The organism is Streptomyces tremellae (genome assembly GCF_039540215.1).
GTDB lineage: Bacteria > Actinomycetota > Actinomycetes > Streptomycetales > Streptomycetaceae > Streptomyces > Streptomyces tremellae.
This window is the reverse complement of the sequence record NZ_BAABEP010000004.1, coordinates 224,440-246,589: the sequence shown is the minus strand read 5'-3', so window position 1 is coordinate 246,589 and position 22,150 is coordinate 224,440. Positions and strand designations below refer to the sequence as shown.

Genomic DNA, 22,150 nt, shown 5'->3' with positions numbered 1-22,150 from the left:
GCCTCCTTGGCGTCAGTGGGCCGGCCGGAACGCGCGCCGGATGGTGAGCAGCCCGGCGAGTCCGACGAGGAAGAGGACGACGCCGACGGTCTGGCTGTAGCCGAGGTCGGCCGCGATGAACGCCTTCTGGTAGACGAGAAAGGAGAGCGTCGTGGAGGACGACCCGGGCCCGCCCTGGGTGAGCAGCAGCACGTTCTGCGCCGAGTCGAAGAGGGTCCACAGGAACTGGAGCATCGTCACCACCCCGACGTAGTCGCGGATGACGGGGAAGTGGACACGCCACATGGTGCGCCAGTGGCCGGCGCCGTCGAGCTGGGCCGCCTCGCCGATCTCCCCCGGCACGCTGCCGAGCCTGGCGGCGAACAGCACGGCGGTGAAGCCGATGCCGCTCCAGACGTCGAGCAGGATCACGCAGGCGAGCGCGGTGGAGGGGGAGGCGAGCCAGGCGTCCTCAAGGGAGCCGAGGCCGGCCGCGCCGAGCGCGCCGTTGAGCAGGCCGTCGGGCGAGAGGACGGCGTAGAACACCATCGCCTTGGCGGAGGTGGAGATGAGTCCGGGGATGAACAGCAGGTAGCGCAGGATCCGGTGGCCCGGCGGGCGCTGGACCACGTAGTAGCCCAGCATGTACGCGCAGACGATCATCACGGGCAGGGCGACGGCGAGTTGCACCGCGGTGTTGCGCGCCGCGTCCCAGAAGACCGGATCGCCGAGGACGGTGCGGACGTTGGAGAGGCCGGCGAAGGACACCGGCTGGAGCATGCCGGGCCAGCGCAGGGCCGCGATGACGAACATCGCGGCCATCGGGCCGAGCATGAAGACGGCGTACCAGACGAGGGCCGGCACGGCGAGTACCGCGCCGCCCTGGCGGCGCACGCCGCGCGGCCCCGGGGGCGAGGGGCGGCGCGCGGTGCGGGGCGCGGCCGGGATCGAGGACGGCATCGTCATGAGTGGGCTCCCCTGGGGGCGTGTTGGGGCCTGCGGGTACGGCGGGCGGCCCGCGCGGGCGGGTCAGCTCTGGCGGTACGCGGACTCCAGCGCGGCCCTGACGCGGGCGGCGCTCGTGCCCGGGGTGAAGGCGGTGCTGGTGGCGGTGATCAGCGGCTGGTTGGCGGTGGGCGGGACATGGACGTCGGGCAGTACGACGTCGCTGACCCGGTCGCCGAGCCGCGCGGCGGCGGCGACCAGCGGGAAGCGGGTGGCGAGCGCGTCGGACCTCACCGCCATGTCGCGCCCGGCCTCGGTGATGAACCGGGCGACGGTGTCGGGCCGGTACATGAAGCGCAGGAACTTCTCCACCGCGTCGGTCTTCCTGGTGCCGTTGGGGCTGATCCAGAAGGCGATCAGGGTGTAGGTGCGCAGCGCGGTGGGGCGGGCGTGGACGGCGCCGGGCGCCAGGGGAAAGCCGCCGACCGCGGTGTGCTTCGCGATGCCCGCGGGGACCTGGGCGAGCGCGGAGGACATGGCCGACTCTACGGCGGCGCGGCCGGTGTTGTACTGCGTGAACATCGAGTCGGACGTGAGGCCCTGGGCCTTGTCGGCGAACACACCCGCGTCGCGCAGGTGGACGAAGTACTCGATGCCCTCGCGTGCGCCCCGGCTGCCGAAGTCGCCCGTGCTGTAGGCGTGTACGGCCTCGTCGGCCCGCAGGAAGGTCTGGATGGTCTGCGCGAGCAGTTTCTGCCCGGTCCAGTCCTCGCCGCCCACGGTCACGGGCATGCTGCCCTTGGCCCTCAACGCCCGTGCGGCGACGATGAGTTCACTCTCCGTGGTGGGGACGGCCGAGACGCCTGCGCGCTCCAGGAGACGGGTGTTGTACGCGACGGGCCAGTTGGTGGCGAAGTAGGGGAAGGCGCGCAGGCGTCCCTTCGGGTCGGTCCACTCGCGCAGGGCCTGGGGCAGGATCCGCCCGCGCAGCCCCCAGTCGTCGAGGTAGGGCGCCACGTCGACGGTCGCGCCGACGTCCGTCCAGGCCAGCGTCTTGTCGTAGAGGTTGACCATGACGACGTCGGCTTCCTTGCGTGCCAGCCGCGAGGTCTCGTAGACCTGGGCGAGGTCGTCGCCGTTGACGAGGTTCCTGACGGTGAGCCCGGGGTGTTCCCTGTGGAAGTCGGCGACGGCGGAGAGATAGGTCGCGGAGCCCGCGGCCGTCGTCCCGAGCTGGGTGTGCACGACCAGCGTGTCGGGGCCCGCGCCGTCGCCCGCGAGGGCGGCCCCGCATCCGGCGAGGGGCACCGCGGCGGCGAGGCCGGAGCCCGCCGTGAGGAGACGCCGCCGGCTCATCGGCGGGCGCGCACGCGTCGGTCGGGGCACGGCGGAACGCCTCCAGCCTGGGGAGAGAGGGGGTCGAGGACAGAAGGACCCGGGGGCAGCCCCCGCTGGTTAATCGATATACCAGCGAGGTGGCTGCACTGTACGACCGCGCTTCGTCGCCGGTCAACCCCCCGGTTCGCGACCGGCGCTGCCGCCCGCCCGGCGCCCCGCCACCCCGAACCGGGGGGGGCCGGAGCCGTTCCGGCCCCCCTGTCGGGGTGGCGGGGCGGGGCCTCGGGCCCCCGGGTTCAGATGGTGGCGGTGTCGATCACGAACCGGTAGCGCACGTCGCTGCCGACGACGCGCTGGTACGCCTCGTTGATCTGGTCGGCGCGGATCAGCTCGATCTCGGCACCGATGCCGTGCTCGGCGCAGAAGTCCAGCATCTCCTGGGTCTCGCGGATGCCGCCGATGGAGGAGCCCGCGAGCGACTTGCGGCCCGCGATCAGGGAGAACATGTTGACGGAGTTCGGCTCCTCGGGGGCGCCGACGTTGACGAACGCGCCGTCGACCTTGAGCAGCCTGAGGTAGGCGTCGATCGGGAGCGGCGCGGAGACCGTCGAGAGGACCAGGTCGAAGCGGCCGCGCAGCTCGGAGAAGACCGACTCGTCGCCGGTCGCGTAGTAGTGGTCGGCGCCGAGCCGCAGCCCGTCGTCCTTCTTGCGCAGCGTCTGGCTGAGGACCGTCACCTCGGCGCCCATCGCGTGGGCGAGTTTGACGGCCATGTGGCCGAGGCCGCCGAGGCCGATCACGGCGATCTTCTTGCCGGGCCCGGCGTTCCAGTGCCGCAGCGGGGAGTACGTGGTGATGCCCGCGCACAGCAGGGGCGCGGCCACGTCGAGGGAGAGCGCGTCGGGGATGCGGACGGCGTAGTTCTCGTCGACGACGAGATGGGTGGAGTAGCCGCCGTACGTCGGTTCGCCGTTCTTCTCGCGGCCGTTGTACGTGGCGACGGTGCCGTTCAGGCAGTACTGCTCAAGGCCCTGCTCGCAGTACTCGCACGCACGGCAGGAGTCCACGAAGCACCCGACGCCGACCCGGTCGCCCACCGCGTAGCGCGTCACGGCGGATCCGGTCTGCGTCACCACACCGGCGATCTCGTGGCCGGGGACCATCGGGAAGATGGCCTCGCCCCAGCCCTCGTTCGCCTGGTGGATGTCGGAGTGGCAGATTCCGGCGAACTTGATGTCGATCAGGATGTCGTGTGCGCCGACCTGGCGCCGGGCGATGGTGGTGCGCTCCAGCGGCGCCTTCGGCGCGGGGACGGCGTAGGCGGGCACGACAGAGAGAGTGGTCATTCCCGGGTTTCTCCAGAGAGCAGAGGGAGTGTTCATGGCCTCTCCCACCCTGCCGCGCCACGCGGTGGCCGCCCAGACCTCTGTTCTGCGTACGTTCGCCGTGCGTACCACCAGCGGGCACACGCTCACGGCGGCTGTCCGGGAATACGGAGGTCAGCCCCATGCCGCCCGGCGCTCTCCGGCACCGCGCCGGGCGGGACGCGGGTGCGGCAGGGCACACCGGCGCGAGGGCCGGCACTGCGTCCGGGCGGCGAGGGGCCGCGGAGGGTCGGCCGTCGGCCATGGCCGGTTCGCGGGCGTACGCCTCCGGCGCGGCCGGACCCATACTGGGACGTATGACCGAGCAGTCCGAACACCGCGCCGTCGACCCGAAGGCCGAACTCACCGAGTTCCTGCGCACCCGGCGCGCCCGCCTCAAGCCCTGCGACGTGGGTCTGCCCGACATCGGCAGGCACCGCAGGGTGCCGGGGCTGCGCCGGGAGGAGCTGGCGCAGCTCGCGGGCGTCTCGGTGGCGTACTACACACGGCTCGAACAGGGCAACGCGCAGAACGTCTCGGCGGGCGTCCTTGAGGCGATCGCCCGCGCACTGCGCCTGTCGCCCGCCGAGACGCAGCACCTGATGCACGTGGCGAAGCCGAAGCGGCACGGCAGGAAGAAGGTGCAGGTGCTGCCGCAGCACCCGCGGGCCGCGCTCGGCGCGCTGCTGGAGTCCATGCAGCTCGTGCCCGCTTACGTGCTGGGCAACAGGACGGACATCCTCGCCTGGAACCGGCTGGCAGCCGCCGTCTTCCACGACTTCACCGCCGTCCCGGAGAAGCACCGCAACTACGCGCGGCTCGTCTTCCTCGACCCCGCCATGCGCACCCTGTTCGCGGACTGGGAGGCGAAGGCCGCGGAGACGGCGAGCTCGCTGCGCATGTACGCGGGCTACTGCCCCGACGACCCCGACCTGTCGGCGCTCGTCGGCGAGTTGTCCGTCAAGAGCGACGACTTCCGGCGGCTGTGGGCGGCGCACGAGGTGCCGGAGCGCAGCTACGGCAGGAAGCGCCTCGACCACCCGCTGGTAGGCGAGTTGGAACTCTCCTACGAGTCTCTGAAGCTGCCGGACGACCCCGGCCAGACCCTGCTCCTGTACCACGCGGAGCCGGGTTCGCCCTCCGCCGAGTCGCTGAGGCTGCTGGCGAGTTGGGGCGCGGACGCGTCCCGCGCCGGCGTGGTCGCGGGCTGACACCGCGCGGCGGCGCGGGCACCCCCGACGAGTCCGTGCTGTCCACGGCCCTCCACCTGGACGTGGGCGGCCAGGGGACGAGCCCGCGCGACATCGCCGAACGGTTCGTCATCACCACGGGAGCGAAGAAGGGCCGGCGACAAAGGGCCGGCGCCCCTCCCCGCCACCGTCATGCGGACGCTTCGCGAGCACGGCGAGCAGGCCCCCCACGGCGGCGAGTACGTCATCACGCCGCTACGTCGCGGCCGGTGTCTGAGCCAGGTCATCTGAGCCAGGACACGGGGCCGAGTCAGCCTCCCCGCTGCGCGGGCAGGACGGGCCACCACACGCTCACGGTCTTCCCCTGCGCCGCCGGTGTGACCCGTACCCGGCCCGCAAGGCGTTCGACGATGTGCAGGCCGAGGCCGCCGCGCCCGTCAAGCGCCAGGGGCCGCGCGTCGGGCGGTGTGCCGTCCTCGTCCCTGACCCCGACGGTGAGCAGTCCCGGCCGCCTGTCCACCTCCAGGGTCCACGCGCCTCCCGCGTGCCGTAAGGCGTTGGTGACGAGTTCGCTGACGACGAGGCGCACCGACTGCCCGTCCACGCCGCGGCAGTGGTCCTCCAGGTAGACGCCCACGAGATCGCGCGCGTCCGCCAGGGACGCCTCGTCGGACCGCAGTGTCAGCATCTGACCTCCCGGGCTCGGCTCACAGGCCGTGTGCCCGCGCCGGCGGGCGGCACTCCAGACGTCAGGACGGGATCACCGGGACGGCGGCACCCGGCCATGAGGGCCGCAGGGCCCCGGGCTCACGACCTCGGGTACGCGCCAGCCGCGCTCACCGGGGAGCGCCGGCGCCTCGCGGGGGCCCCAGGTCCCCCTGGCGTACGGCAGCGGGCGCGGCGGGTCGCTCAGGGCGGGGGCGCAGACCTGCCAGAGCCGTTCGATCTCGGCGGCCCCGGTGGACAGGGTCTGGTCGCCGTGGAGCGCGTCGAGCAGCAGCCGTTCGTACGCCTCAGGGGGGCCGCGCCCGTTCGAACACCTCGTCGAGGCGGGCCTCCACGGCGGCCCGGCCCACGCGCATCCGGGTGCCCGGCTCCCCCGCCCGCACCTCCAGGCGCACCGCCGGCTCGTCCGTCAGCTCGAAGACCGGCTCGGGGAGGTCCGCGCCGTCCCCGACGGCGAACAGGGCCCGGGGCGGCCGGTGGAAGCCGACCGCCACCACCCGCCGCGTCGCGCCGAGGCACTTCCCGGTCCGCAGCAGGAAGGGCACGCCGTGCCAGCGCCAGTTGTCGACCCACAGGCGCAGGGCGACGAGGTCTCGACGCGGGAGCCGGGGTCGACGCCCTCCTCGTCGCGGTACCCCTCGTACTGCCCGAAGACGACCTCCGCAGGGTCGAGGGGGCGCATCGCGCGGTACAGCCTGTGCCTCCCGGCCCGCAGGTCGCACGCGTCGAGCGCGGCAGGCGGCTCCAGGGCGGTGAAGCCGGGGAGCGGGCACAGGTGGGTGGAGATCATGTCGCGGAAGGTGCCGGTGGATTCATGAAGGAGGCGCGGCCCTCGATCCCGATCTCCTCGGGGACGTCGATCTGCACGTACGCGATGTGGTCGCGGTACCAGAGCGGTTCGAGCAGGCCGCCGGCGAAGCGCGTGGCGAGGATGTTCTGCACGGCCTCCTTGCCGGGGAAGTGGTCGACGCGGAAGACGCGGTCCTCGGCGAAGGCCTCGTGCACGGCCGCGTTGAGGGCGCGGGCGCTCTCCTCGTCCTCGCCGAACGGCTTCCCCACGACGACCGAGGCTCCCCGGGCGATGCCCGTGCGGCCCGGCATGCCGGTCACGGGGCGCATCGCGGCGGGCGGCACGGACAGGTGGACCAGGGTCCTCGTCCCCTCCCCCAGTTCCGCCTGCCGCTCGCGGACGGCGGCGGCGAGGTCGTCGCCGCCGTCCGCGGACGAGGCCCGGAAGGCCAGACGCGGGGCGAAGTCCCGGAAGGAGGCGTCGTCGAAGGCGTCCCCCACGTGCTCGCGCAGCGCGTTTGCCGCCAGGGCGCGGAAGTCGTCGTCCGAGCCGGGCGCGTGCCGGCCGGAGCCCACGACCGCGAAGCGCTCGGGCAGCAGGCCGTGCCGGTGGAGCCGGTACAGGCCGGGGAGAAGCTTGCGGCGCGCGAGGTCGCCGGTGGCTCCGAAGACCACGAGGACGCAGGGCTCGCCGGGGGCGTGGAGGGACGTGTCGGCAGGGGACATCGGCTTCGCTCGCTCTCCCTGGGGCGCTTCGCTGTACCCGGCGGGTGCTCGGGGACCTCCGCGGCAAACCGGGCACGCCGGGGCCGGCCGGGTTCATGCCTTACGGGGTCAGCGTGGCGAGCAGCAGGGCCACGTCGTCCTCCTGGGCGCGGCTGTCGGCGACCGCCCCGACGATGTGGCGGGCGAGCGCGGCCGGTTCCGCGGGGCCCGCGCGCAGGGCGTCCCGCACCCGGCGGATCCCTGTGTCGATGCTCCGCCCGCGCGACTCGAGCAGGCCGTCGGTGCACAGCAGCAGCGTCTCGCGGGGACGGAGGCGGTGGCGGGTGGTCGGGAACGGCACGCTCCCCGCGGGGTCCTGCATGCCGAGGGGCAGGCCCCCGTCGGCGTCGAGCTGCGCGACGCGCCCGTCCGCGTACCGCACGAACGGCGCGGGGTGGCCGGCCCGAGCCGTCAGGGTCTCCCCCGTGCCCACCGCGACCGTGACGTAGACGCAGGTGGCGAGGCGTTCGGTGTCGAGTTCCGCGAGGTAGGAGGAGGCGCGGGCCAGCACGGCGGAGGGCGGGTGCCCCTCGGAGGCGTAGGCGCGCAGCGCGGTGCGCAGCTGGCCCATGACGGCCGAGGCGTCGATGTCGTGGCCCTCCACGTCCCCGACGACGAGGCCGGTGCCGCCGTCGGGCAGCGGCACCACGTCGTACCAGTCGCCGCCCACCTCCTGGCTGTTGCTGGACGGCTGGTAGTGGACGGCGGTGGCAAGGCCGTCGACCTGCGGGATGTGGGCGGGCAGCATGGCGCGCTGGAGCCCCACGGCGACGGCGTGCTCCTGGTCGTACAGCCGCGCGCGCTGGAGCGACTGGGCGACGGCCGCGCCGGTGGCGAGCAGCAGGTCGCGGTCGAGCGTGGTGAAGCTGGTGCGCCCCTCGTACAGCACGGTCAGGGCTCCGGTCGGGTGCCCCTGGGCCACCAGCGGTGTGACGGCGATGGAGGTGATCTCCGTGCGCTCGATGTGGGGCCACAGGGCCGGGTACCGTGCGGCGACGTCCTGCCGCCGTACGAACAGGGGGTGCTGCGTCCGCACGGCCTGAGCGGTGGGCAGCGCGTCCTGGATGTCGGTGGTCTCGAAGTCCCGGAACAGGTGGCGCGGCAGGCCCTTGGTGACGAGGAGGTGGCCGCTGTCCTCGGCGAAGGTGGTCAGCGCGAGACCGGCGGCGCCCACGGCGCCCAGGGTCCCTTCCGCGGTCAGGGAGGAGAAGACGTCCTCGGAGGTCAGGGCGTCGGCCAGGGCCGCGGTCGTCGCCTGGACGACATCGCTGTGGCTGCGGCGGACGGTGTCGGCGGTGGCCTGGTCGACGGCGCCCTGGAGCTCCCCCGACGCGTCCCTGAGGACCCCGACGACCTTCCCCGCCGCCCCGGTGCCGTCCCTGATGACCTGCACCTGGGCGTGGGCCCACCGGTGCTCGCGGCGGGGCGGGCAGCACGCCCTGAAGTGGAAGCTCAGCCCTGACCTGCGGCCTCCCGGGCCGACGACGGCCCGCCTGAGGCCGGACATCTCCCGCGGCACCACCCGCCTGGCGAGCGTCAGCACGTCCCCGTCGAACTCCTCGGGCGTCAGGCCGAACAGCGCGAGCGCCCCGGGGTGCATGAAGACGCCGCCGGAGCGCACGTCCCACAGGAACGCTCCCATCCCGCCGCTCGCCATCGCCCCGGGCAGCTCGGCGCGCAGCTCCGACTCCAGCTCGCTCGGCGGCACGAGCCGGCGGGACCGGTGGGACCGGCGGGACCCCAGATCATGCATGAGCGCCTCCACGCCACCCGAAATGTCCCCTTTGATGCTTCCACCACTTTACGCCCGTCGTCCTGGCGCCGGTCGTGGTGTGGGCCTCCGGCGAGCGGCGGGACGGGGAGCGGCCCCTCGCGCCACCGCCGTACGCGCGCGGGCACGTCCGGCTACGGCCGGGTGGACTGATCACGAAGCCGGCCACCGCCGTACGCGCGCGGGCACGTCGCGTCCCCGGCCGCGCCCCGGACACGGGCCGGCGGCGTCGGTGCCATCACCGTGCAGCTGCTCGCGCTGCGCGGCGCCCGCGTCCTCGGCATCGCCTCCCCCGCCAACGCCGCCTGGCTCAGGGCCCACGGAGTGGTCCCCGTGGCCTACGGCGACCGCCTCGCCGAGGACCTCGCCGCCGCCGCGTCCGAGACGGCAGGACGGCCCGGAGCGGCCGGGGAGGCGGGGGCGGCCGGGGAGGCGGGGGCGGCCGGGCGCATCGACGCGTTCGTCGACCTCTTCGGCCCCGAGTACGTCCAACTCGCCCTCGATCAGGGAGTGCCGGCCGACCGGACCGTGACCGTCACCTCCTTCGCGAAGGCCGCCGAGACCGGCGCCCGTGCGACCGGCAGCGCCGAGGGGGGTAGTCCGCCCCGGTCCTGGCCGAGCCGGCCGGGCTCGCGGCGAGCGGCAGGATCGAGATCCCGGTGGCGGCCGCCTACCCGCTCGAACGGGTACGCGACGCCTTCGCCGAACTCGAACAACGCCACACCCGCGGCAAGATCGTGCTACTGCCCGGCGAACGGCCCTGACCCGACACACCTGGTCCGGCGGCCGGACGGCGGGCGCGACCGGATTGTCAGTGGCGGCTCCTAGCATCGGCCGTGCCGCAGTCGATCACGGAGTGTCAGGAGCAGAGCATGACCGCAGTACCGGAGGCGCTCGCCTTCCGCACGGAGCGCCGGCTGCCCGGAGGGCATGAATGGGTGGCGGACCGCGGGGTGTTGGTGGTGTTCGCGCCCGGCGACCCCGTCGAGCTGGCCCAGCTCTGCTGGCGGGACCGGGACGGCGCGGAAGCCACCGTGGATTTCGACCGGGACACGGGCGGCTTCCTCGGTGTGCGGCTCGCCGCGGACGGCACCTCGTACGCCTGGCGCGGGCACCGCGAGGAGGACCCGCCCGAGCGCGTCCCGCACCGCCTGCGCACCCTGCGTCCCGAGGGCGAGGGCGAGTTGCGGCTGCTGGTGGAGGACGGGGGCGCTCCGGTGGTGCGCGTCTCCTGGACGGACACGTCCGGTGGCGGCGGCTGCGTCACCCTGCGGGGCGAGCCCCTGGCCTCGGGCGAACTGACCGGCCGGGTACGGGCGGTGGCGGCGAGCGGCGAGCACACCGCGGCGGGCGAGGTCGCGGAGAACGTGCTGGACGACACCGCGGCCAAGTGGCTCACGCACCGGCGTGGGGAAGGCGATCTGCTCGACTTCACCATGGCCGAGCCGGTCCGCGTCCGGCACTACGCACTGGCCTCGGCCAATGACGCGCCGGACCGCGACCCACGCTCGTGGGTTCTCAAGGGGTCGGCGGACGGCCTGACATGGACCCTGCTCGACAAGCGGACCGAGGAGTCCTTCCCCGGCAGGCACCAGGAGCGCGGCTTCGACGTGACCGCGCGCGCGGGCGCCGCGTACCGGCACTTCCGGCTGGAGATCGTCGCGAACTGGGGCTCGCCGCACACCCAGCTCTCCCGGGTGCGCCTGTTCGCCGAGCCGCCCGCCCCGGACTCCTTCACCGGCCAGCTGCGGCGGGCCGGGCGGCCTCCCGTGCCGTACGAGGGCACGGCCGAGCGCCCGGGCCCCGCGCTCACCACGGCCGAGCAGTGGCGCGCCTACCTCACCGAGTACAGCGCGGACATGCTGCGGGTCGCTGAGGAGGGCGAGATGGACGAGGTCGCGCCCGAGCAGCGGGCCGCCTCCTGGCTCGGCGGCCCCGGCGCCTCCGAGGAGCGGCTCACGGCCCTGGAGGAGCGGCTCGGCGCCCCGCTGCCGCCGAGCTACCGCTCGTTCCTCGCCGCGTCGGACGGCTGGGGCCGGATCAGCCTGTTCATGTGGGAGCTGCGGGGCACCGACTCCGTGGCCCCGCTGCGCGACGCGGAACCCGTGACGTGGGAGATCATCCGCGGCGAGGACGACGACGAGTGGGAGGAGGACAGGGCTCTGATGGACCGGGCCGTGCTGGTCTCCGGGCATGGCGACGCCCAGTACTGGCTGCTCGACCCGGGCGACGTCTCCCCCGACGGCGAGTGGGCCGCGTACGTGTGGGCCAGCTGGTATCCCGGACTCAGCGAGCGGTACGCGTCGTTCGCGGCGCTGGTGGCGAGCGAGCGTGAGTCGTTCGAGGAGATACAGGGCAGGGAGGGCCACCCGGTGCGTCCCGAAGGCGCGGACGAACTCCTGGCACAGGGCAGGGACTTGGCGCTGCGCGGCGAGGTGGACGACGCGCTGGCCGCGTTCGGGCGCGCCGCGGAGAAGGGGTCGGGCGCCGCCTCCTATCTCAAGGTGGTCCTTTCGGCGTTCCTCGACAGCAGGGCGACCCATCACGAGCTGCGCGGTGTGCTGCACCACGGCCACGTGGTGGAGGCGATCGGCGAGGAGCAGATCCGGGCGGAGGCGGTGCCGCTGCTGCTGCGGTGCGCGGCACAGGCCCGGCCGGGCTCAGCGGGGCTGTCGGCGCGCTTCCTCGCCGACGCCCTGCCCGGGTTCCCCGGGCTCCCGGTCGACGCCACCGGCGACGCGACCGTCCCCGCGTGGGAGGCGTGGGCCGCGGCGTACGACGCCCCGCCACTGCCCGAACCGCCGGCCTTCGAAGCCGCCCTCGAAACGGCGCGCGGGCTGGCGCGGGGCGGGCGGACGGACGAGGCGTGGGCGGTCATCGAGGAGGCGCTGCCCGCCTGGCGGCCGCTGTCACCGCATCAGGTCGCGCCGGTCGTCCTGCTGACCGACCCGGTGCTGCGGCCGGTGCTGACGCCGCGCCGGGCGCGGGCCGTGGTCTGCACACCGCGCGGCGCGCAGCCGGCGTGACCCGGACGAGCACCGCCCACACCCACACCCACACCGAAGATTCACTCATATGAACGCGCGTGAGCCCCGTCGCATGCGCCGCCGGGGCTCGCACCGCACCGCGGCCGCCCGGCCCCACAGCCGCACACCACCTCAAATCCCCTGGATACCCGGGGAGACAAGCCCCCGTCGCGCGCGATTCGTTGACGTGGCATGAGGGCCGTGCTATTCAGATCAGACCCTCATTGGACTGGACCTTATTCATGTAGGTGAACAACGAGCGTCGGAAGGGCCCCACAATGAAACACCACTCCAAGCTCCTCACCGCAGCCGCGGCGGCCGGCGTCGCCGTCGCACTCGGGCTGGGCGGCACGGCCGACGCCGCCGACCCCGGCGTCGCTCCCGGCGGGAACTTCAACCTCTCGGTCTGGGAGCTCCAGGAACCGGTCGGCAACCCCGGGTCCCCCACCACCATCCCCTCGTCCCGGCTCCAGGGGGCGAACGGCTTCCAGGACTCGTACTTCTACACCGACACACGTGACGGCGCGATGACCTTCTGGGCCCCGGAGAAGGGCGTCACCACCCCCAACTCGAACTACGCGCGCTCCGAGCTGCGCGAGATGAACCCGGACGGCAGCGCGGCGAACTGGTCACTGAGCGGCAGCCACAAGCTGAGCGCCACGCTGCGCGTGGTGTCCGTGACCTCGAACGTCTGCGTCGGCCAGATACACCTGGGCACGGGCGGCTCCTCCACCAAACCGCTGATCGAGCTGTACTACCACTCCAACGGCGACATCGTCGCGGGCACCGAGAACTCGCCCTCCGGCGGCCAGACCCTGCACACGGTCGGCCATGTGTCGGTCGGCAAGACATGGACGTACTCCATCGGCGTCTCAGGCGGCCACACCATCGACCTGACGGTCAACGGCAGCACCACGCACTACGCCATCCCGTCGTCCTTCGACCCCTACAAGCAGTACTTCAAGGCCGGTTCCTACAACCAGTCCTCCTCGGACAGCACCACCAACGGCGCCCGGGTCGCCTTCTACGGCCTGGCCGTCGCCCACAGCTGACCGCCCACGGCGGCAGGGGCCGTGCGACGCACTCCGCGCGGCCCCTTCGGCGCGGAGCCGGTTCAGAAGGAGGGCGGGCTCATCGCCCCGACGATGACGGCGGGCCGGTCCCCCGTGTTGCGCAGATGGTGCGGCACGGAGGCGTCATACGTGATCGAGTCGCCGGCCTCAAGGACGAACTCCCGGCCCCCGACGGTGACCTGAAGCGTGCCCTGCGTCAGGAGCATGACCTCTTCGCCCTCGTGCCGGTACGGCGCCGCCGCGTTGCTGTAGCCGGGCGGGATCTCGGCCCGCATCATGCCGAGGCTCCCCCTCATCGTAGGGGTCAGCAGTTCGTAGGTGAGCCCCTCGTCACTGACCGTGAGCCTGCGGCGGTGCCGCCCCCGGACGACGGCCGCGGGCTCCCGCTCTCCCTCGCCACCGCCGAAGAAGGAGCCGACGGGCACACCGAGCGCGTCCGCGAGCTTGACCAGCGTGGTGTACGACGGATTGCCGGCGCCGCGCTCGATCTGGCTGACCAGCCCCTGGCTCACGCCGCCGGCGGCGGCGAGCGCGGAGATCGTCAGGCCGGCCCGCCGGCGCAGCGACGACAGCCGCCGACCGAGCTCCCCCACTCCCGCCCCGCCCTCTCCGCCCATGAGCCCACCCGCCCTTGCTTCCAGCAGACCACCGGGCGCGCACCGGCAGGCGCCCTGCGGCACATCCTACGAGGCGGGCCCCGCCGCACGGGGCGGCACGACCTCCGCGTTCATTTAATTGAAGTTGTGCGTACTATAGTGAATGCAGGGTTCGGAACGAGCCCCTTCCCGACAGACACGACGCGAGCGGTGAGACAGATGACCATCACGCACACCCACGAACGCCACACCGAGCCCCTCTGGCTGGTGCAGGTCGACTTCCCCTCCGGCGGACCGTTCGGAGAGGAGATGGCCGAGGCGTACTCCGAACTCGCGCACAGCATCGCCGGGGAGTCCGGACTCGTCTGGAAGCTGTGGACGGAGAACCCCGAGGCCGGGGAGGCGGGCGGGGTCTACCTGTTCAGCACCCGCGAGGACGCCCAGGCCTACCTGGACAAGCACACGGCGCGGCTGAGCAGTTGGGGTACGGAGGACATCAGGGGCCGGGTGTTCCGGGTGAATCCCGCGCTCTCGCGCATCACCCGGGGGCTCGACCACGCCTGACGGAGGGATCCTTGACCGTCACGAGCCGGGCGTCAGGCCGGCGTGCGCCAGACGGAGACGTGCTTCGCGGAGTCCTGGGTGAACGGCGCGCCGTCCCAGTCCCCGAGGCGGCGCTCCAGGGAGAGCCCGGCGATCCGCGCCATCAGGTCGAGCTCGGCCGGCCAGGCGTACCGGTGGCGGGACTGCTCACGGCGGTAGCCACCGTCGCCGTCCCGGGTGAAGTGGTGGGAGGTGAGCGTCTGTTCGACCAGGTCGAAGGTGTCGAACCCGAGATGCCCCTCGGAGAGGTCGAACGGCACCGCGACCTGTCCGGGCGGCAGGAACCGCAGCGGCGGTACGCCCAGCTCGATGACGAACCGGCCGCCGGGCCGCAGATGGCGCGCGGCGTTGCGGAAGCACTCGACCTGCTCGTCCTGGGTGAGCAGGTTCGTGATGGTGTTGTAGACGAGATACACCAGGCTGAACTCGCCGGGCACGACGGTCGTCGCCATGTCCCCGAGCGCCACCGGCAGTGCGTCCTCACCGGCCTTGCGGCGCAGCACGGCCAGCATCGGCTCCGACAGCTCGATGCCCGCGACGCGCACGCCGCGCCCCCGCAGCGGCACGCCCACGCGCCCGGTACCGATAGCGAACTCAAGCGCCCTTCCATCACCGGCCAGTTCGGCGAGGAGGTCGAGGGTGGGGCCGAGGACGGCCGCCGAGGACATCTCGGTCTCCCCGGTGTCGTAGCGGTCGGCCTGTGCACGGGTCCACAGTTCACTGCTCGTCACGGTCGGCCACCCTGCCCGCCGCCGCGGCCCCCTGTCGACACATTTCCCGGCGCCCGCCGGCGGAGCGGCACCGCACGCCGTGGGGGCCACCGCGTCGCCCCGCCGGCGCCGCCGCTGACAATCGCAACTTCCCTTCTGTCACGTCAAGGTTGGTCAGGTCGCGATCCGGTTAAGCCGAAACCACATTCCAGTCATTCTTCGTGAAACTTTTCAACGCCGTGGCGGACGCGCGTTGAACGACGGGGTTCCGGCGGCCACGGGGGCTCGGGACGGCATCCGGGTTCCGCGCTCGGCGGGAGGTGGGGAACGGGGCGCCGCGGCTCCGGGGCGGGTGCTGGTACGCGCGGGGGCACGGACGCGACGACACGCGTGAGGGCCGGTCTCGGATGGTTCCGAAACCGGCCCTCACTGACGACTCTCACGAGTCGGGACGACAGGATTTGAACCTGCGACCCCTTGACCCCCAGTCAAGTGCGCTACCAAGCTGCGCCACGTCCCGGTGCGTGATCACGCGGGACAACCATACCGCACGGTGAAGGGCGCCCAGGTCACGCGGGGCAGCCGCACGGGTGGACAATCGCAGGATGGAGCATGGGAAGGGCGCCGGAGGCGCCGCGCGGGGCGGCCGGGACCGGGACGCCGGGGGCAGGGCGCGCAGCGCGCGGCCACGCGACGGGCTCGGCAGGCCGCTGCCGTACGGGGCGCGCGGGGTCGCGCGGCAGCCTGAGGGCGTGGTGCGCGCCCCCGCCGAAAGCGTCGCGGAGGCGCAGCGGCTGCTCGACGCGGGCCTGCCGTTCCACGCCCACGAGGTGTTCGAGGACGCCTGGAAGTCGGGCCCCGACCAGGAACGGCCGCTGTGGCGCGGGCTCGCGCAGCTCGCCGTGGGGCTGACGCACGCGGCGCGCGGCAACACGAAGGGCGCGCAGCGACTGCTGCTGCGGGGCGCCGCGGTCGTCGAGGCGTACGGGCGTCCCGCGCACGGCCTCGACCTGCCGGGGCTCACCGCGTGGGCGCGCGGCCTCGCGGACCGGGTGGGCGCGGGCGGGCAGGTGGGCGACCCGGCCGCGGAGGCGCCGCGCCTGCTCGGCTGACGCGGCGCGGCCACTCACCCCTCGACGAGGACCACCTCCAGGGTGCGCGGGCCGTGCACGCCCTCCACCCGGTCGAGTTCGATGTCGCTCGTGGCGGAGGGTCCGGAGATCCAGGTCAGCGGGCGGGTCGGGTCGAGGCGCGGCATGGCCTGCGGGACGCCGCCGACGACCTGGTCGGGGACGCGCACGACGCAGATGTGGTGGTCGGGCACGAGGGTGATGCGGCGCCTGCCCTGGTCGGGGCCCGCGTCCAGGACGAGGGTGCCGGTCTCGGCGATCGCGACGGCGCAGCCGGTGACGACGGAGCCCACTGCGTCGAGTTGGGCGGGCGTGGCCGTGTCGGGGACGCGGGTGGCGGCGGCCAGGGCGAGCCACTCCTCCGGCAGCCCTGGCGGGACGGCGACGGAGGTGCTGCCGCGCTCCCCGAGCAGGCGCGCGATGAGCGCGGGCAGCCCGGCCGCGGCGCAGCGGTGCACGACGGCCCGGTAGTCGTCGAGGTTCTCCGCGAGCAGGTCCACGACCCGGTCGTCCGGCGTGTGGGTGTCGCGGTAGCCGCGCTCGGGCTCCGGCGCCTCGGGTGCCTGGGCGACGGCCGCGCGCACGCGGGCCAGGATGCGTGCGCGGGCGTGGGATGGTGTGCTCACGATCCGCCGTCCTTCCTGCCGCCCGTGCGGGTGGCGCCGTTGGTGCGGTTCTTGCGCCACCAGTCGCGGAACGACTCGGGCGGCAGCTCCGGCAGGTCGCGGGTGTCGGTCCAGGCGCCGGCGCCCGGGATCCGCGACGGGTGCAGCCTGCGGGTGGCGCTCGCCGCCCGCTCCCCCGCCGCGAGGACGCCCGGGTGCTCGAACACCCAGGTGGCCGCCTTGATCGCGGTGCGCTCCAGCCGGTGCCCCCTGCCGCCCTGGTGGGCGATCTCGTCCCGCAGGTGCACCAGCACCTCGGGGATGTCGATGGCGACGGGGCACACCTCGTAGCAGGCGCCGCACAGCGAGGAGGCGTACGGCAGCGACGCGTCGATCTCACTGCGCGTGCCCCGCAGTTGGGGGCTGAGGATCGCGCCGATCGGGCCGGGGTAGACCGAGCCGTACGCGTGGCCTCCGGCCCGCTCGTACACGGGGCAGACGTTGAGGCAGGCGGAGCAGCGGATGCAGCGCAGCGCCTGGCGTCCGACCTCGTCGGCGAGGGTGTCCGTGCGGCCGTTGTCGAGGAGGACGAGGTGGAAGGTCTCCGGTCCGTCGCCGTCGGTGGTGCCGGTCCACATGGTCGTGTACGGGTTCATCCGCTCGGCGGTGGAGGAGCGCGGCAGGGTCTGGAGGAAGACCTCCAGGTCGCGCCAGGTCGGTACGACCTTCTCGATGCCGACGACGGAGATCAGCGTCTCGGGCAGGGTCAGGCACATCCGCCCGTTGCCCTCGGACTCGAAGACGGCGAGGGTGCCGGTCTCGGCGACCATGAAGTTGGCCCCGGAGATGCCGACCTTCGCGCGCAGGAACTTCTCACGCAGGTGGAGGCGCGCGGCCTCGGCGAGGTCGGCGGGGGCGTCGGAGAGGTCGTCGGGCGCGGGCTTGCCCCATTTCGCCATCTGGCTGGTGAAGATCTCCCTGATCTCCGCGCGGTTGCGGTGGATGGCGGGCACCAGGATGTGGGAGGGGCGGTCGTGGCCGAGCTGGACGATCAGCTCGGCGAGGTCGGTCTCGTACGCGGAGATGCCCTCGGCGGCCAGCGCCTCGTTGAGTCCGATCTCCTGCGTGGCCATCGACTTGACCTTGACGACGTCGGTCTCGCCCGTCGCCTTCACCAGGTCGGCGACGATGCGGTTGGCCTCGTCGGCGTCGGCGGCCCAGTGGACCTGGCCGCCCGCCGCGGTGACGGCCTCCTCCAGCTGGACGAGGTAGCGGTCCAGGTTCCGGAGCGTGTGGTCCTTGATCTGCTTGCCGGCCTCGCGCAGCTCGGCCCAGTCGTCGAGCTCGGCGACGGCCTTCGCGCGCTTGTCGCGGATGGTGTGGGTGGCGTAGCGGAGGTTGCCCCGCAGGGTCTCGTCGGCGAGCGCGTCCTTCGCCGCCGTGGGGAACGCCGGCATTCCGACGAACGTGCCGCTCATGACCAGGGCTCCTCTTCGGTCGAGGCAAGGATCTCGGCGAGGTGCAGGGGGCGCACCGGGTCGCCCTCGCGCCTGAGCACGCCGCCGATGTGCATCAGGCAGGAGTTGTCGGCGCCGCACAGTACCTCGGCGCCGGTGGACACGGCGCTGCGCACCTTGTCCCGGCCCATCGCCGCCGACACGTCGGGGTTCTTGACGGCGAAGGTGCCGCCGAAGCCGCAACACTCCTCGGCTCCGGGGAGTTCGCGCAGATCGAGGCCCCTGACCGCGCCGAGCAGCCTGCGGGGGCGGTCGCCGAGCCCGATCAGGCGCAGGCCGTGGCAGGAGGGGTGGTAGGTGACGGAGTGCGGGAAGTACGCGCCGACGTCGGTCACACCGAGGACGTCCACGAGGAACTCGGTGAGCTCATACATCCGAGGGGCGAGCGCGGCGGCCTGGTCGTCTCCCATCGCCGGGTAGTGGTTTCTGACCATGGCCGCGCAGGAGCCCGACGGGGTCACCACGTGGTCGTAGCCGTCGAAGACGTCCGCCATGCGGTGGGCGAGGGGCACGGTCTCCGCGCGGTACCCCGTGTTGAACTGGGGCTGTCCGCAGCAGGTCTGCCCCTGGGGGAAGTCGACTTCCACCCCGAGGCGTTCCAGGAGCCGGACGGTCGCGACACCGGTGGACGGGTACACGGCGTCATTGACGCAGGTGACGAAGAGAGCGACACGCATGGGTCGAGCATATGCCGGGCCTGCGCGCGGGCAGAAGGCCCGGGCCGGTGTGCGGGAGTGTCAGACATCGGATGGCTGTGACCAGGCGTCTTCCGTGCCCCTGCGGCCCGGTTCGGCGGCGCCGGGGTCACAGCGGCCGGGCCGGACAGCTGTGACCGCCGCCACGCGGCCGGGCGTGCATGTCCGGCCGGATCGCGGGAAGGCGCGGGACCGAAGTCGGCCTGAAGGACCCCTGCGGAGAAAGGCAGGCACACCCGTGCTGATGGCTCACCCCACGATGCTGCGTCACCTCGTCGAGAGCTACGAGACGGCAAGGGCTCTGCATGCCCGGCAGGGCGGCAAGGAGACCCTGCGGCGCCTGGAGGACGCCACATACACGCTGTGTGTCTCGACCGGCACCAGGACCGCCGAGGACGCGCTGGCGGCCGCGGGCAGACGGATCGCCGCGGCCGAGGCCGCCACCGAGGCACCCGGCGGGCTCACGACCGCCGTCTGACCGGTCGGCGGCGCCCCGCCGCGGCGACCGAGCCAGCCGTACGACAGGCGGAACGAAGGGATCGGGCCCATGGAAGGGCGTCTCCCTGAACCCACCGCGGAAACGCTCCGCGAGGCGGCCGAGAAACTGGCGGACTCGGCGGAGGCCGTGAGCGAGATCGCCGTGAGCGCGGCAGCGGCCGTCGATCCGTGGCTGCTGCCGCACCGGCTGAGAATCCTCCGGTTCGTCGGGGACCGGCCGGGACTCAATCTGACCCGGCTCGCCGACGGGACCGGTATGACGCTGCCGCGCGCCAGCCGCATGTGCGCGACGCTGGAGGCGGCCGAACTCATCGAGCGCAGACCTGTGCGCGGGGACCGCAGGGGGATCGGCCTCGTCCTGACCGAGCGGGGCGCATCCCTGCTCGCCGACTACCGCGACCGGCGGGCCACGCGCATCGCCGACGTCATGCGCCACATGCCGGGCGACAGCGCCCTCGCTCTCCTCGCCGGGCTGCGGTCCTTCGTCTCCTCACTCGCCGACGCCGAGGACCCCTGAGCCGCTCCGCGGGTCGTCGTCCACGGCGAGCGCCTCGGAGACCGAGCCGTACACCGGAAGCGCCTCGTCGAGGCCTATCAGGTCGAACAGCCGCCGCAGGAAGGCGGAGGGGCTGGCGATCCGCAGCCGGCCGCCCAGCGCCGCCCGGGCGCGCAGCAGCACGTTCACCGTGGTGGAGTCGGCGAAGGCGACCTTCGACAGGTCCAGGACGACCGGCCCGCCGGCCCGACCGCCGTCCTGCCCTTCCGCCGCTTCGGCGAGCGCGTCGGCCAGCGGGGCGACCGTGTCGAGGTCGAGTTCGCCGTCGACGGCCAGGACGACCGCGGTGCCTTCCCGGTTCGACGTCAGTTCCATCGCCCGGTCGGCGCTGGGAGGAGGCAGCACGGCGTTCCTTAGGACGGTGGAGGGCTCGGCGTCAGGAGACCCCACGATAGAAGCGATAGTTGTCATTTGACAACATTCTCTGGTGGGCAACAATCTGTTCACCGGCTGCGGGCGGGTCCGCCGCGCCGGGAGTGAAACGTGCCGTACCAGGAAGCAGGGGCTGAATGACGCTACGCGCTGTCCGCCACGCGACCCCGCGCCGCCTCGGCGGGCGGATTGCCGAGCTCGCCGAGGCGCCCCGCCGCCGCGGCGCGGAAGGCGCTGAGCCCCTCCGCGAGCGCCACGATGTCCCCGGGCTCCATGCGGTCGAGCACCGTCTCGACCTCGCGCGCGCGAAAGGAGCGGTACTCGTCGAGCACGGTGCGCCCCTGCCTGCTGAGCCGCAGCTCCACCTCGCGCCTGCTGGTCGGGCTCGGGGAGCGGACCACCAGGCCCATGGCCTCCATCCGGTCGCACAACCTGCTCAACGACGAGGGACGCGAGCCGAGGATCTCACTCAGCGTGCGAAGATTGGCGCCCTCGTACCCTTCGATGACCAGCAGAGCCCGTAGTTGCGACGGCGACACGGGCCCGGACGGCGCCGCCTCCTGGCCACGGCCCCAGAGCACCTCAAGCAGCTCGGAGGCGGCGCGGGCGGCCATGGCGACCTGCTCGCGCCGGTGCGACTGAGCCGTGAAGCGGGACATCGACCCACTCTTTCATCCGACACGGGTATTTGTCAGCCCAGACAGATTCACCCTGAGAAGAAGGCCTCAAGAACGTGACTGTACTGGCGGACATGGAAAGAGCGGTCCGGGCAGCGGCCCCGCACGCCCTCGTGGACGTGGTGCGCGAAGGGCTCGCCGCCGCGTACGGCGCGACTCGGGTGCGGCTCTACCTGGCGGACTACGGCCTGACGGTGCTGCGGCCCGTCGGCGGTCTCGCCGAGGAGGCCCTGTCGTTGAACAACAGTGCCGAGGGACGCGCCTTCGGCAGCCAGGAGCCCAGGGAGCACCAGGGCCGCGAGGAGGTCGACCACCATCTGCCCGTCTCGGTGCGCGGGGACCGGCTCGGCATCCTGAGTGTGCGGATGCCGCTGGAGCGGTCGGTGCCCGAGGCGGTGGCCGAGCTGGTGCGCGTCGCCGACCTGCTGGGCCACGAGATCCTGGTCGCGGAGCGCGACACCGACCTGTACCGGCAGGCGCGCCGGGTCAGCAGGCTGACCCTCGCCGCCGAGATGCAGTGGGAGCTGCTGCCCGCGCGGGCGTGCGAGGCGGCGGAGTACGCGATCGGGGCGCAGCTGGAGCCCGCGTACGCGATCCACGGCGACAACTTCGACTGGTCGGCCGACGAGCACGCGCTGACCCTGTCGGTCACCAACGGCATGGGCAAGGGCATCGAGGCGTCCCTGCTGACCCATCTGGCCGTGAAGGCGCTGCGCAACGCCCGCAGGGCGGGCATCGGCATCGCCGACCAGGCGGCGCTGGCCGACCAGGCCCTGTACGCGCAGCACCGGGGCGCGCAGTACGTGTCGACGCTGCTGCTCCACTTCGACCTGGCCACGGGCCGGGTGCAGGCGGTGGACGCGGGCTCGCCGCAGCTGTGGCGCAGGCGGGGCAAGTCGGTGGAGCGCATCGACCTGGAGGCGCAGCTGCCGCTCGGCATGTTCGAGGAGTCGGACTACCGGCCGCAGTCGTTTCTTGTGGAGCCGGGCGACCGGCTGCTGTTCGTGAGCGACGGGGTCTACTCGGCTGTCTCACCGCACGGGGAGGCGTACGGGGACCGGGCGCTGGCCAGGGCGATCAGCGCGACGAGTCTGCTGCCCGCCGCGCTCGTGCCGCAGGCGGTGCTCGGCGAGCTGGCGCTGCACCGGCAGACGGAGACACTCGACGACGCGCTGGTGGTCTGCGTGGACTGGTTCGGCCGGGGGGTGCGGGTGTAGGGCGCCGC

General features: G+C 73.2%; 23 protein-coding genes, 1 tRNA gene and 1 pseudogene. 9 read left to right on the top strand and 16 right to left on the bottom strand.

The genetic code is table 11. The features are described from left to right. Positions 1-12: 12 nt before the first annotated feature. From ABEA77_RS05935 to ABEA77_RS05925, 3 genes are all read right to left on the bottom strand, one after another. A complete protein-coding gene (locus ABEA77_RS05935; protein ID WP_345642141.1) occupies positions 13-945 on the bottom strand; it encodes a carbohydrate ABC transporter permease in 933 nt (310 codons plus the stop codon). 63 nt (positions 946-1,008) lie between these two features. Then, positions 1,009-2,280, bottom strand: coding sequence for an ABC transporter substrate-binding protein (locus ABEA77_RS05930; protein WP_345642138.1), 1,272 nt, complete (start codon positions 2,278-2,280; stop codon positions 1,009-1,011). A gap of 278 nt (positions 2,281-2,558) precedes the next feature. Beyond that, positions 2,559-3,608, bottom strand: coding sequence for an NAD(P)-dependent alcohol dehydrogenase (locus ABEA77_RS05925; RefSeq protein WP_345642135.1), 1,050 nt, complete (start codon positions 3,606-3,608; stop codon positions 2,559-2,561). Positions 3,609-3,943: 335 nt separating this feature from the next. Between ABEA77_RS05925 and ABEA77_RS05920 the strand changes: the two genes are divergently transcribed. Continuing rightward, positions 3,944-4,837 (top strand): helix-turn-helix domain-containing protein, encoded by an 894-nt coding sequence (locus tag ABEA77_RS05920; protein WP_345642133.1) that lies wholly within the window; start codon positions 3,944-3,946, stop codon positions 4,835-4,837. 289 nt (positions 4,838-5,126) lie between these two features. Here ABEA77_RS05920 and ABEA77_RS05915 read toward each other — a convergent pair whose 3' ends face one another. The 5 genes and pseudogenes from ABEA77_RS05915 to ABEA77_RS05895 all read right to left on the bottom strand — a co-directional run bounded on the left by ABEA77_RS05915 (position 5,127) and on the right by ABEA77_RS05895 (position 8,849). Continuing rightward, positions 5,127-5,504, bottom strand: coding sequence for an ATP-binding protein (locus ABEA77_RS05915; protein WP_345642130.1), 378 nt, complete (start codon positions 5,502-5,504; stop codon positions 5,127-5,129). A gap of 72 nt (positions 5,505-5,576) precedes the next feature. Next, positions 5,577-5,783: a hypothetical protein gene (locus ABEA77_RS05910; RefSeq protein ID WP_345642198.1), complete on the bottom strand. Its 207-nt coding sequence runs from the start codon at positions 5,781-5,783 to the stop codon at positions 5,577-5,579. 46 nt (positions 5,784-5,829) lie between these two features. Continuing rightward, positions 5,830-6,087 carry a hypothetical protein gene (locus ABEA77_RS05905; RefSeq protein ID WP_345642128.1) on the bottom strand — a complete coding sequence of 86 codons (258 nt, stop codon included), beginning with the start codon at positions 6,085-6,087 and terminating at the stop codon, positions 5,830-5,832. Between the two features lie 104 nt (positions 6,088-6,191). Then, positions 6,192-7,057: pseudogene (locus ABEA77_RS05900) on the bottom strand (glucose-6-phosphate dehydrogenase); the annotation flags it as partial. Between the two features lie 100 nt (positions 7,058-7,157). Beyond that, the gene (locus ABEA77_RS05895) at positions 7,158-8,849 is read right to left on the bottom strand and encodes a SpoIIE family protein phosphatase (protein WP_345642125.1); all 1,692 of its coding nucleotides are present in this window, start codon (positions 8,847-8,849) and stop codon (positions 7,158-7,160) included. 261 nt (positions 8,850-9,110) lie between these two features. Between ABEA77_RS05895 and ABEA77_RS33920 the strand changes: the two genes are divergently transcribed. The 3 genes from ABEA77_RS33920 (at position 9,111) to ABEA77_RS05880 (ending at position 12,945) form a co-directional block, all read left to right on the top strand. Further along, positions 9,111-9,695, top strand: coding sequence for an MDR/zinc-dependent alcohol dehydrogenase-like family protein (locus tag ABEA77_RS33920; RefSeq protein WP_425588203.1), 585 nt, complete (start codon positions 9,111-9,113; stop codon positions 9,693-9,695). Positions 9,696-9,739: 44 nt separating this feature from the next. After that, on the top strand, positions 9,740-11,893 hold the full coding sequence (locus ABEA77_RS05885) for an SMI1/KNR4 family protein (protein WP_345642120.1): 2,154 nt from the start codon (positions 9,740-9,742) through the stop codon (positions 11,891-11,893). Between the two features lie 278 nt (positions 11,894-12,171). Further along, a complete protein-coding gene (locus ABEA77_RS05880) occupies positions 12,172-12,945 on the top strand; it encodes a polysaccharide lyase family 7 protein (RefSeq protein ID WP_345642118.1) in 774 nt (257 codons plus the stop codon). A gap of 62 nt (positions 12,946-13,007) precedes the next feature. On the opposite strand, the gene ABEA77_RS05875 is transcribed toward ABEA77_RS05880, so the two are convergent. Beyond that, a complete protein-coding gene (locus ABEA77_RS05875; protein ID WP_345642115.1) occupies positions 13,008-13,559 on the bottom strand; it encodes a helix-turn-helix domain-containing protein in 552 nt (183 codons plus the stop codon). 222 nt (positions 13,560-13,781) lie between these two features. Here ABEA77_RS05875 and ABEA77_RS05870 point away from each other — a divergent pair, with 222 nt between their 5' ends. Then, positions 13,782-14,126 (top strand): monooxygenase, encoded by a 345-nt coding sequence (locus ABEA77_RS05870; RefSeq protein WP_345642112.1) that lies wholly within the window; start codon positions 13,782-13,784, stop codon positions 14,124-14,126. 32 nt (positions 14,127-14,158) lie between these two features. On the opposite strand, the gene ABEA77_RS05865 is transcribed toward ABEA77_RS05870, so the two are convergent. Together ABEA77_RS05865 and ABEA77_RS05860 are read right to left on the bottom strand one after the other, a co-directional pair. Continuing rightward, positions 14,159-14,896: a class I SAM-dependent DNA methyltransferase gene (locus ABEA77_RS05865; RefSeq protein ID WP_345642109.1), complete on the bottom strand. Its 738-nt coding sequence runs from the start codon at positions 14,894-14,896 to the stop codon at positions 14,159-14,161. 425 nt (positions 14,897-15,321) lie between these two features. Next, a tRNA-Pro gene (locus tag ABEA77_RS05860) sits at positions 15,322-15,395 on the bottom strand. Between the two features lie 85 nt (positions 15,396-15,480). Here ABEA77_RS05860 and ABEA77_RS05855 point away from each other — a divergent pair. Next, positions 15,481-15,987, top strand: a complete 507-nt coding sequence (locus ABEA77_RS05855) for a DUF309 domain-containing protein (protein WP_345642107.1) — start codon at positions 15,481-15,483, stop codon at positions 15,985-15,987. Between the two features lie 14 nt (positions 15,988-16,001). Here ABEA77_RS05855 and ABEA77_RS05850 read toward each other — a convergent pair whose 3' ends face one another. The 3 genes from ABEA77_RS05850 to ABEA77_RS05840 are packed head-to-tail and all read right to left on the bottom strand — an operon-like array spanning position 16,002 to position 18,804. Beyond that, positions 16,002-16,631, bottom strand: coding sequence for a LutC/YkgG family protein (locus ABEA77_RS05850; protein WP_345642104.1), 630 nt, complete (start codon positions 16,629-16,631; stop codon positions 16,002-16,004). Beyond that, positions 16,628-18,088: a LutB/LldF family L-lactate oxidation iron-sulfur protein gene (locus tag ABEA77_RS05845; protein ID WP_345642101.1), complete on the bottom strand. Its 1,461-nt coding sequence runs from the start codon at positions 18,086-18,088 to the stop codon at positions 16,628-16,630. Before ABEA77_RS05845 ends, ABEA77_RS05850 begins: the two co-directional genes overlap by 4 nt. After that, positions 18,085-18,804 (bottom strand): (Fe-S)-binding protein, encoded by a 720-nt coding sequence (locus ABEA77_RS05840; protein WP_345642098.1) that lies wholly within the window; start codon positions 18,802-18,804, stop codon positions 18,085-18,087. The genes ABEA77_RS05845 and ABEA77_RS05840 overlap by 4 nt, the downstream gene beginning before the upstream one ends. Positions 18,805-19,060: 256 nt before the next feature. Between ABEA77_RS05840 and ABEA77_RS05835 the strand changes: the two genes are divergently transcribed. Then, complete coding sequence (locus ABEA77_RS05835) at positions 19,061-19,300, top strand: DUF5133 domain-containing protein (RefSeq protein ID WP_345642095.1); 240 nt, start codon at positions 19,061-19,063, stop codon at positions 19,298-19,300. Between the two features lie 69 nt (positions 19,301-19,369). Beyond that, the gene (locus ABEA77_RS05830; RefSeq protein ID WP_345642092.1) at positions 19,370-19,837 is read left to right on the top strand and encodes a MarR family winged helix-turn-helix transcriptional regulator; all 468 of its coding nucleotides are present in this window, start codon (positions 19,370-19,372) and stop codon (positions 19,835-19,837) included. On the opposite strand, the gene ABEA77_RS05825 is transcribed toward ABEA77_RS05830, so the two are convergent. Beyond that, a complete protein-coding gene (locus tag ABEA77_RS05825; protein WP_345642089.1) occupies positions 19,811-20,221 on the bottom strand; it encodes an STAS domain-containing protein in 411 nt (136 codons plus the stop codon). The two genes, ABEA77_RS05830 and ABEA77_RS05825, sit on opposite strands and share 27 nt — an antisense overlap. A 170-nt stretch (positions 20,222-20,391) precedes the next feature. After that, positions 20,392-20,907, bottom strand: a complete 516-nt coding sequence (locus ABEA77_RS05820) for a MarR family winged helix-turn-helix transcriptional regulator (protein WP_345642086.1) — start codon at positions 20,905-20,907, stop codon at positions 20,392-20,394. 92 nt (positions 20,908-20,999) lie between these two features. Between ABEA77_RS05820 and ABEA77_RS05815 the strand changes: the two genes are divergently transcribed. Beyond that, the gene (locus ABEA77_RS05815) at positions 21,000-22,142 is read left to right on the top strand and encodes a PP2C family protein-serine/threonine phosphatase (protein WP_345642083.1); all 1,143 of its coding nucleotides are present in this window, start codon (positions 21,000-21,002) and stop codon (positions 22,140-22,142) included. Positions 22,143-22,150 lie beyond the last annotated feature (8 nt).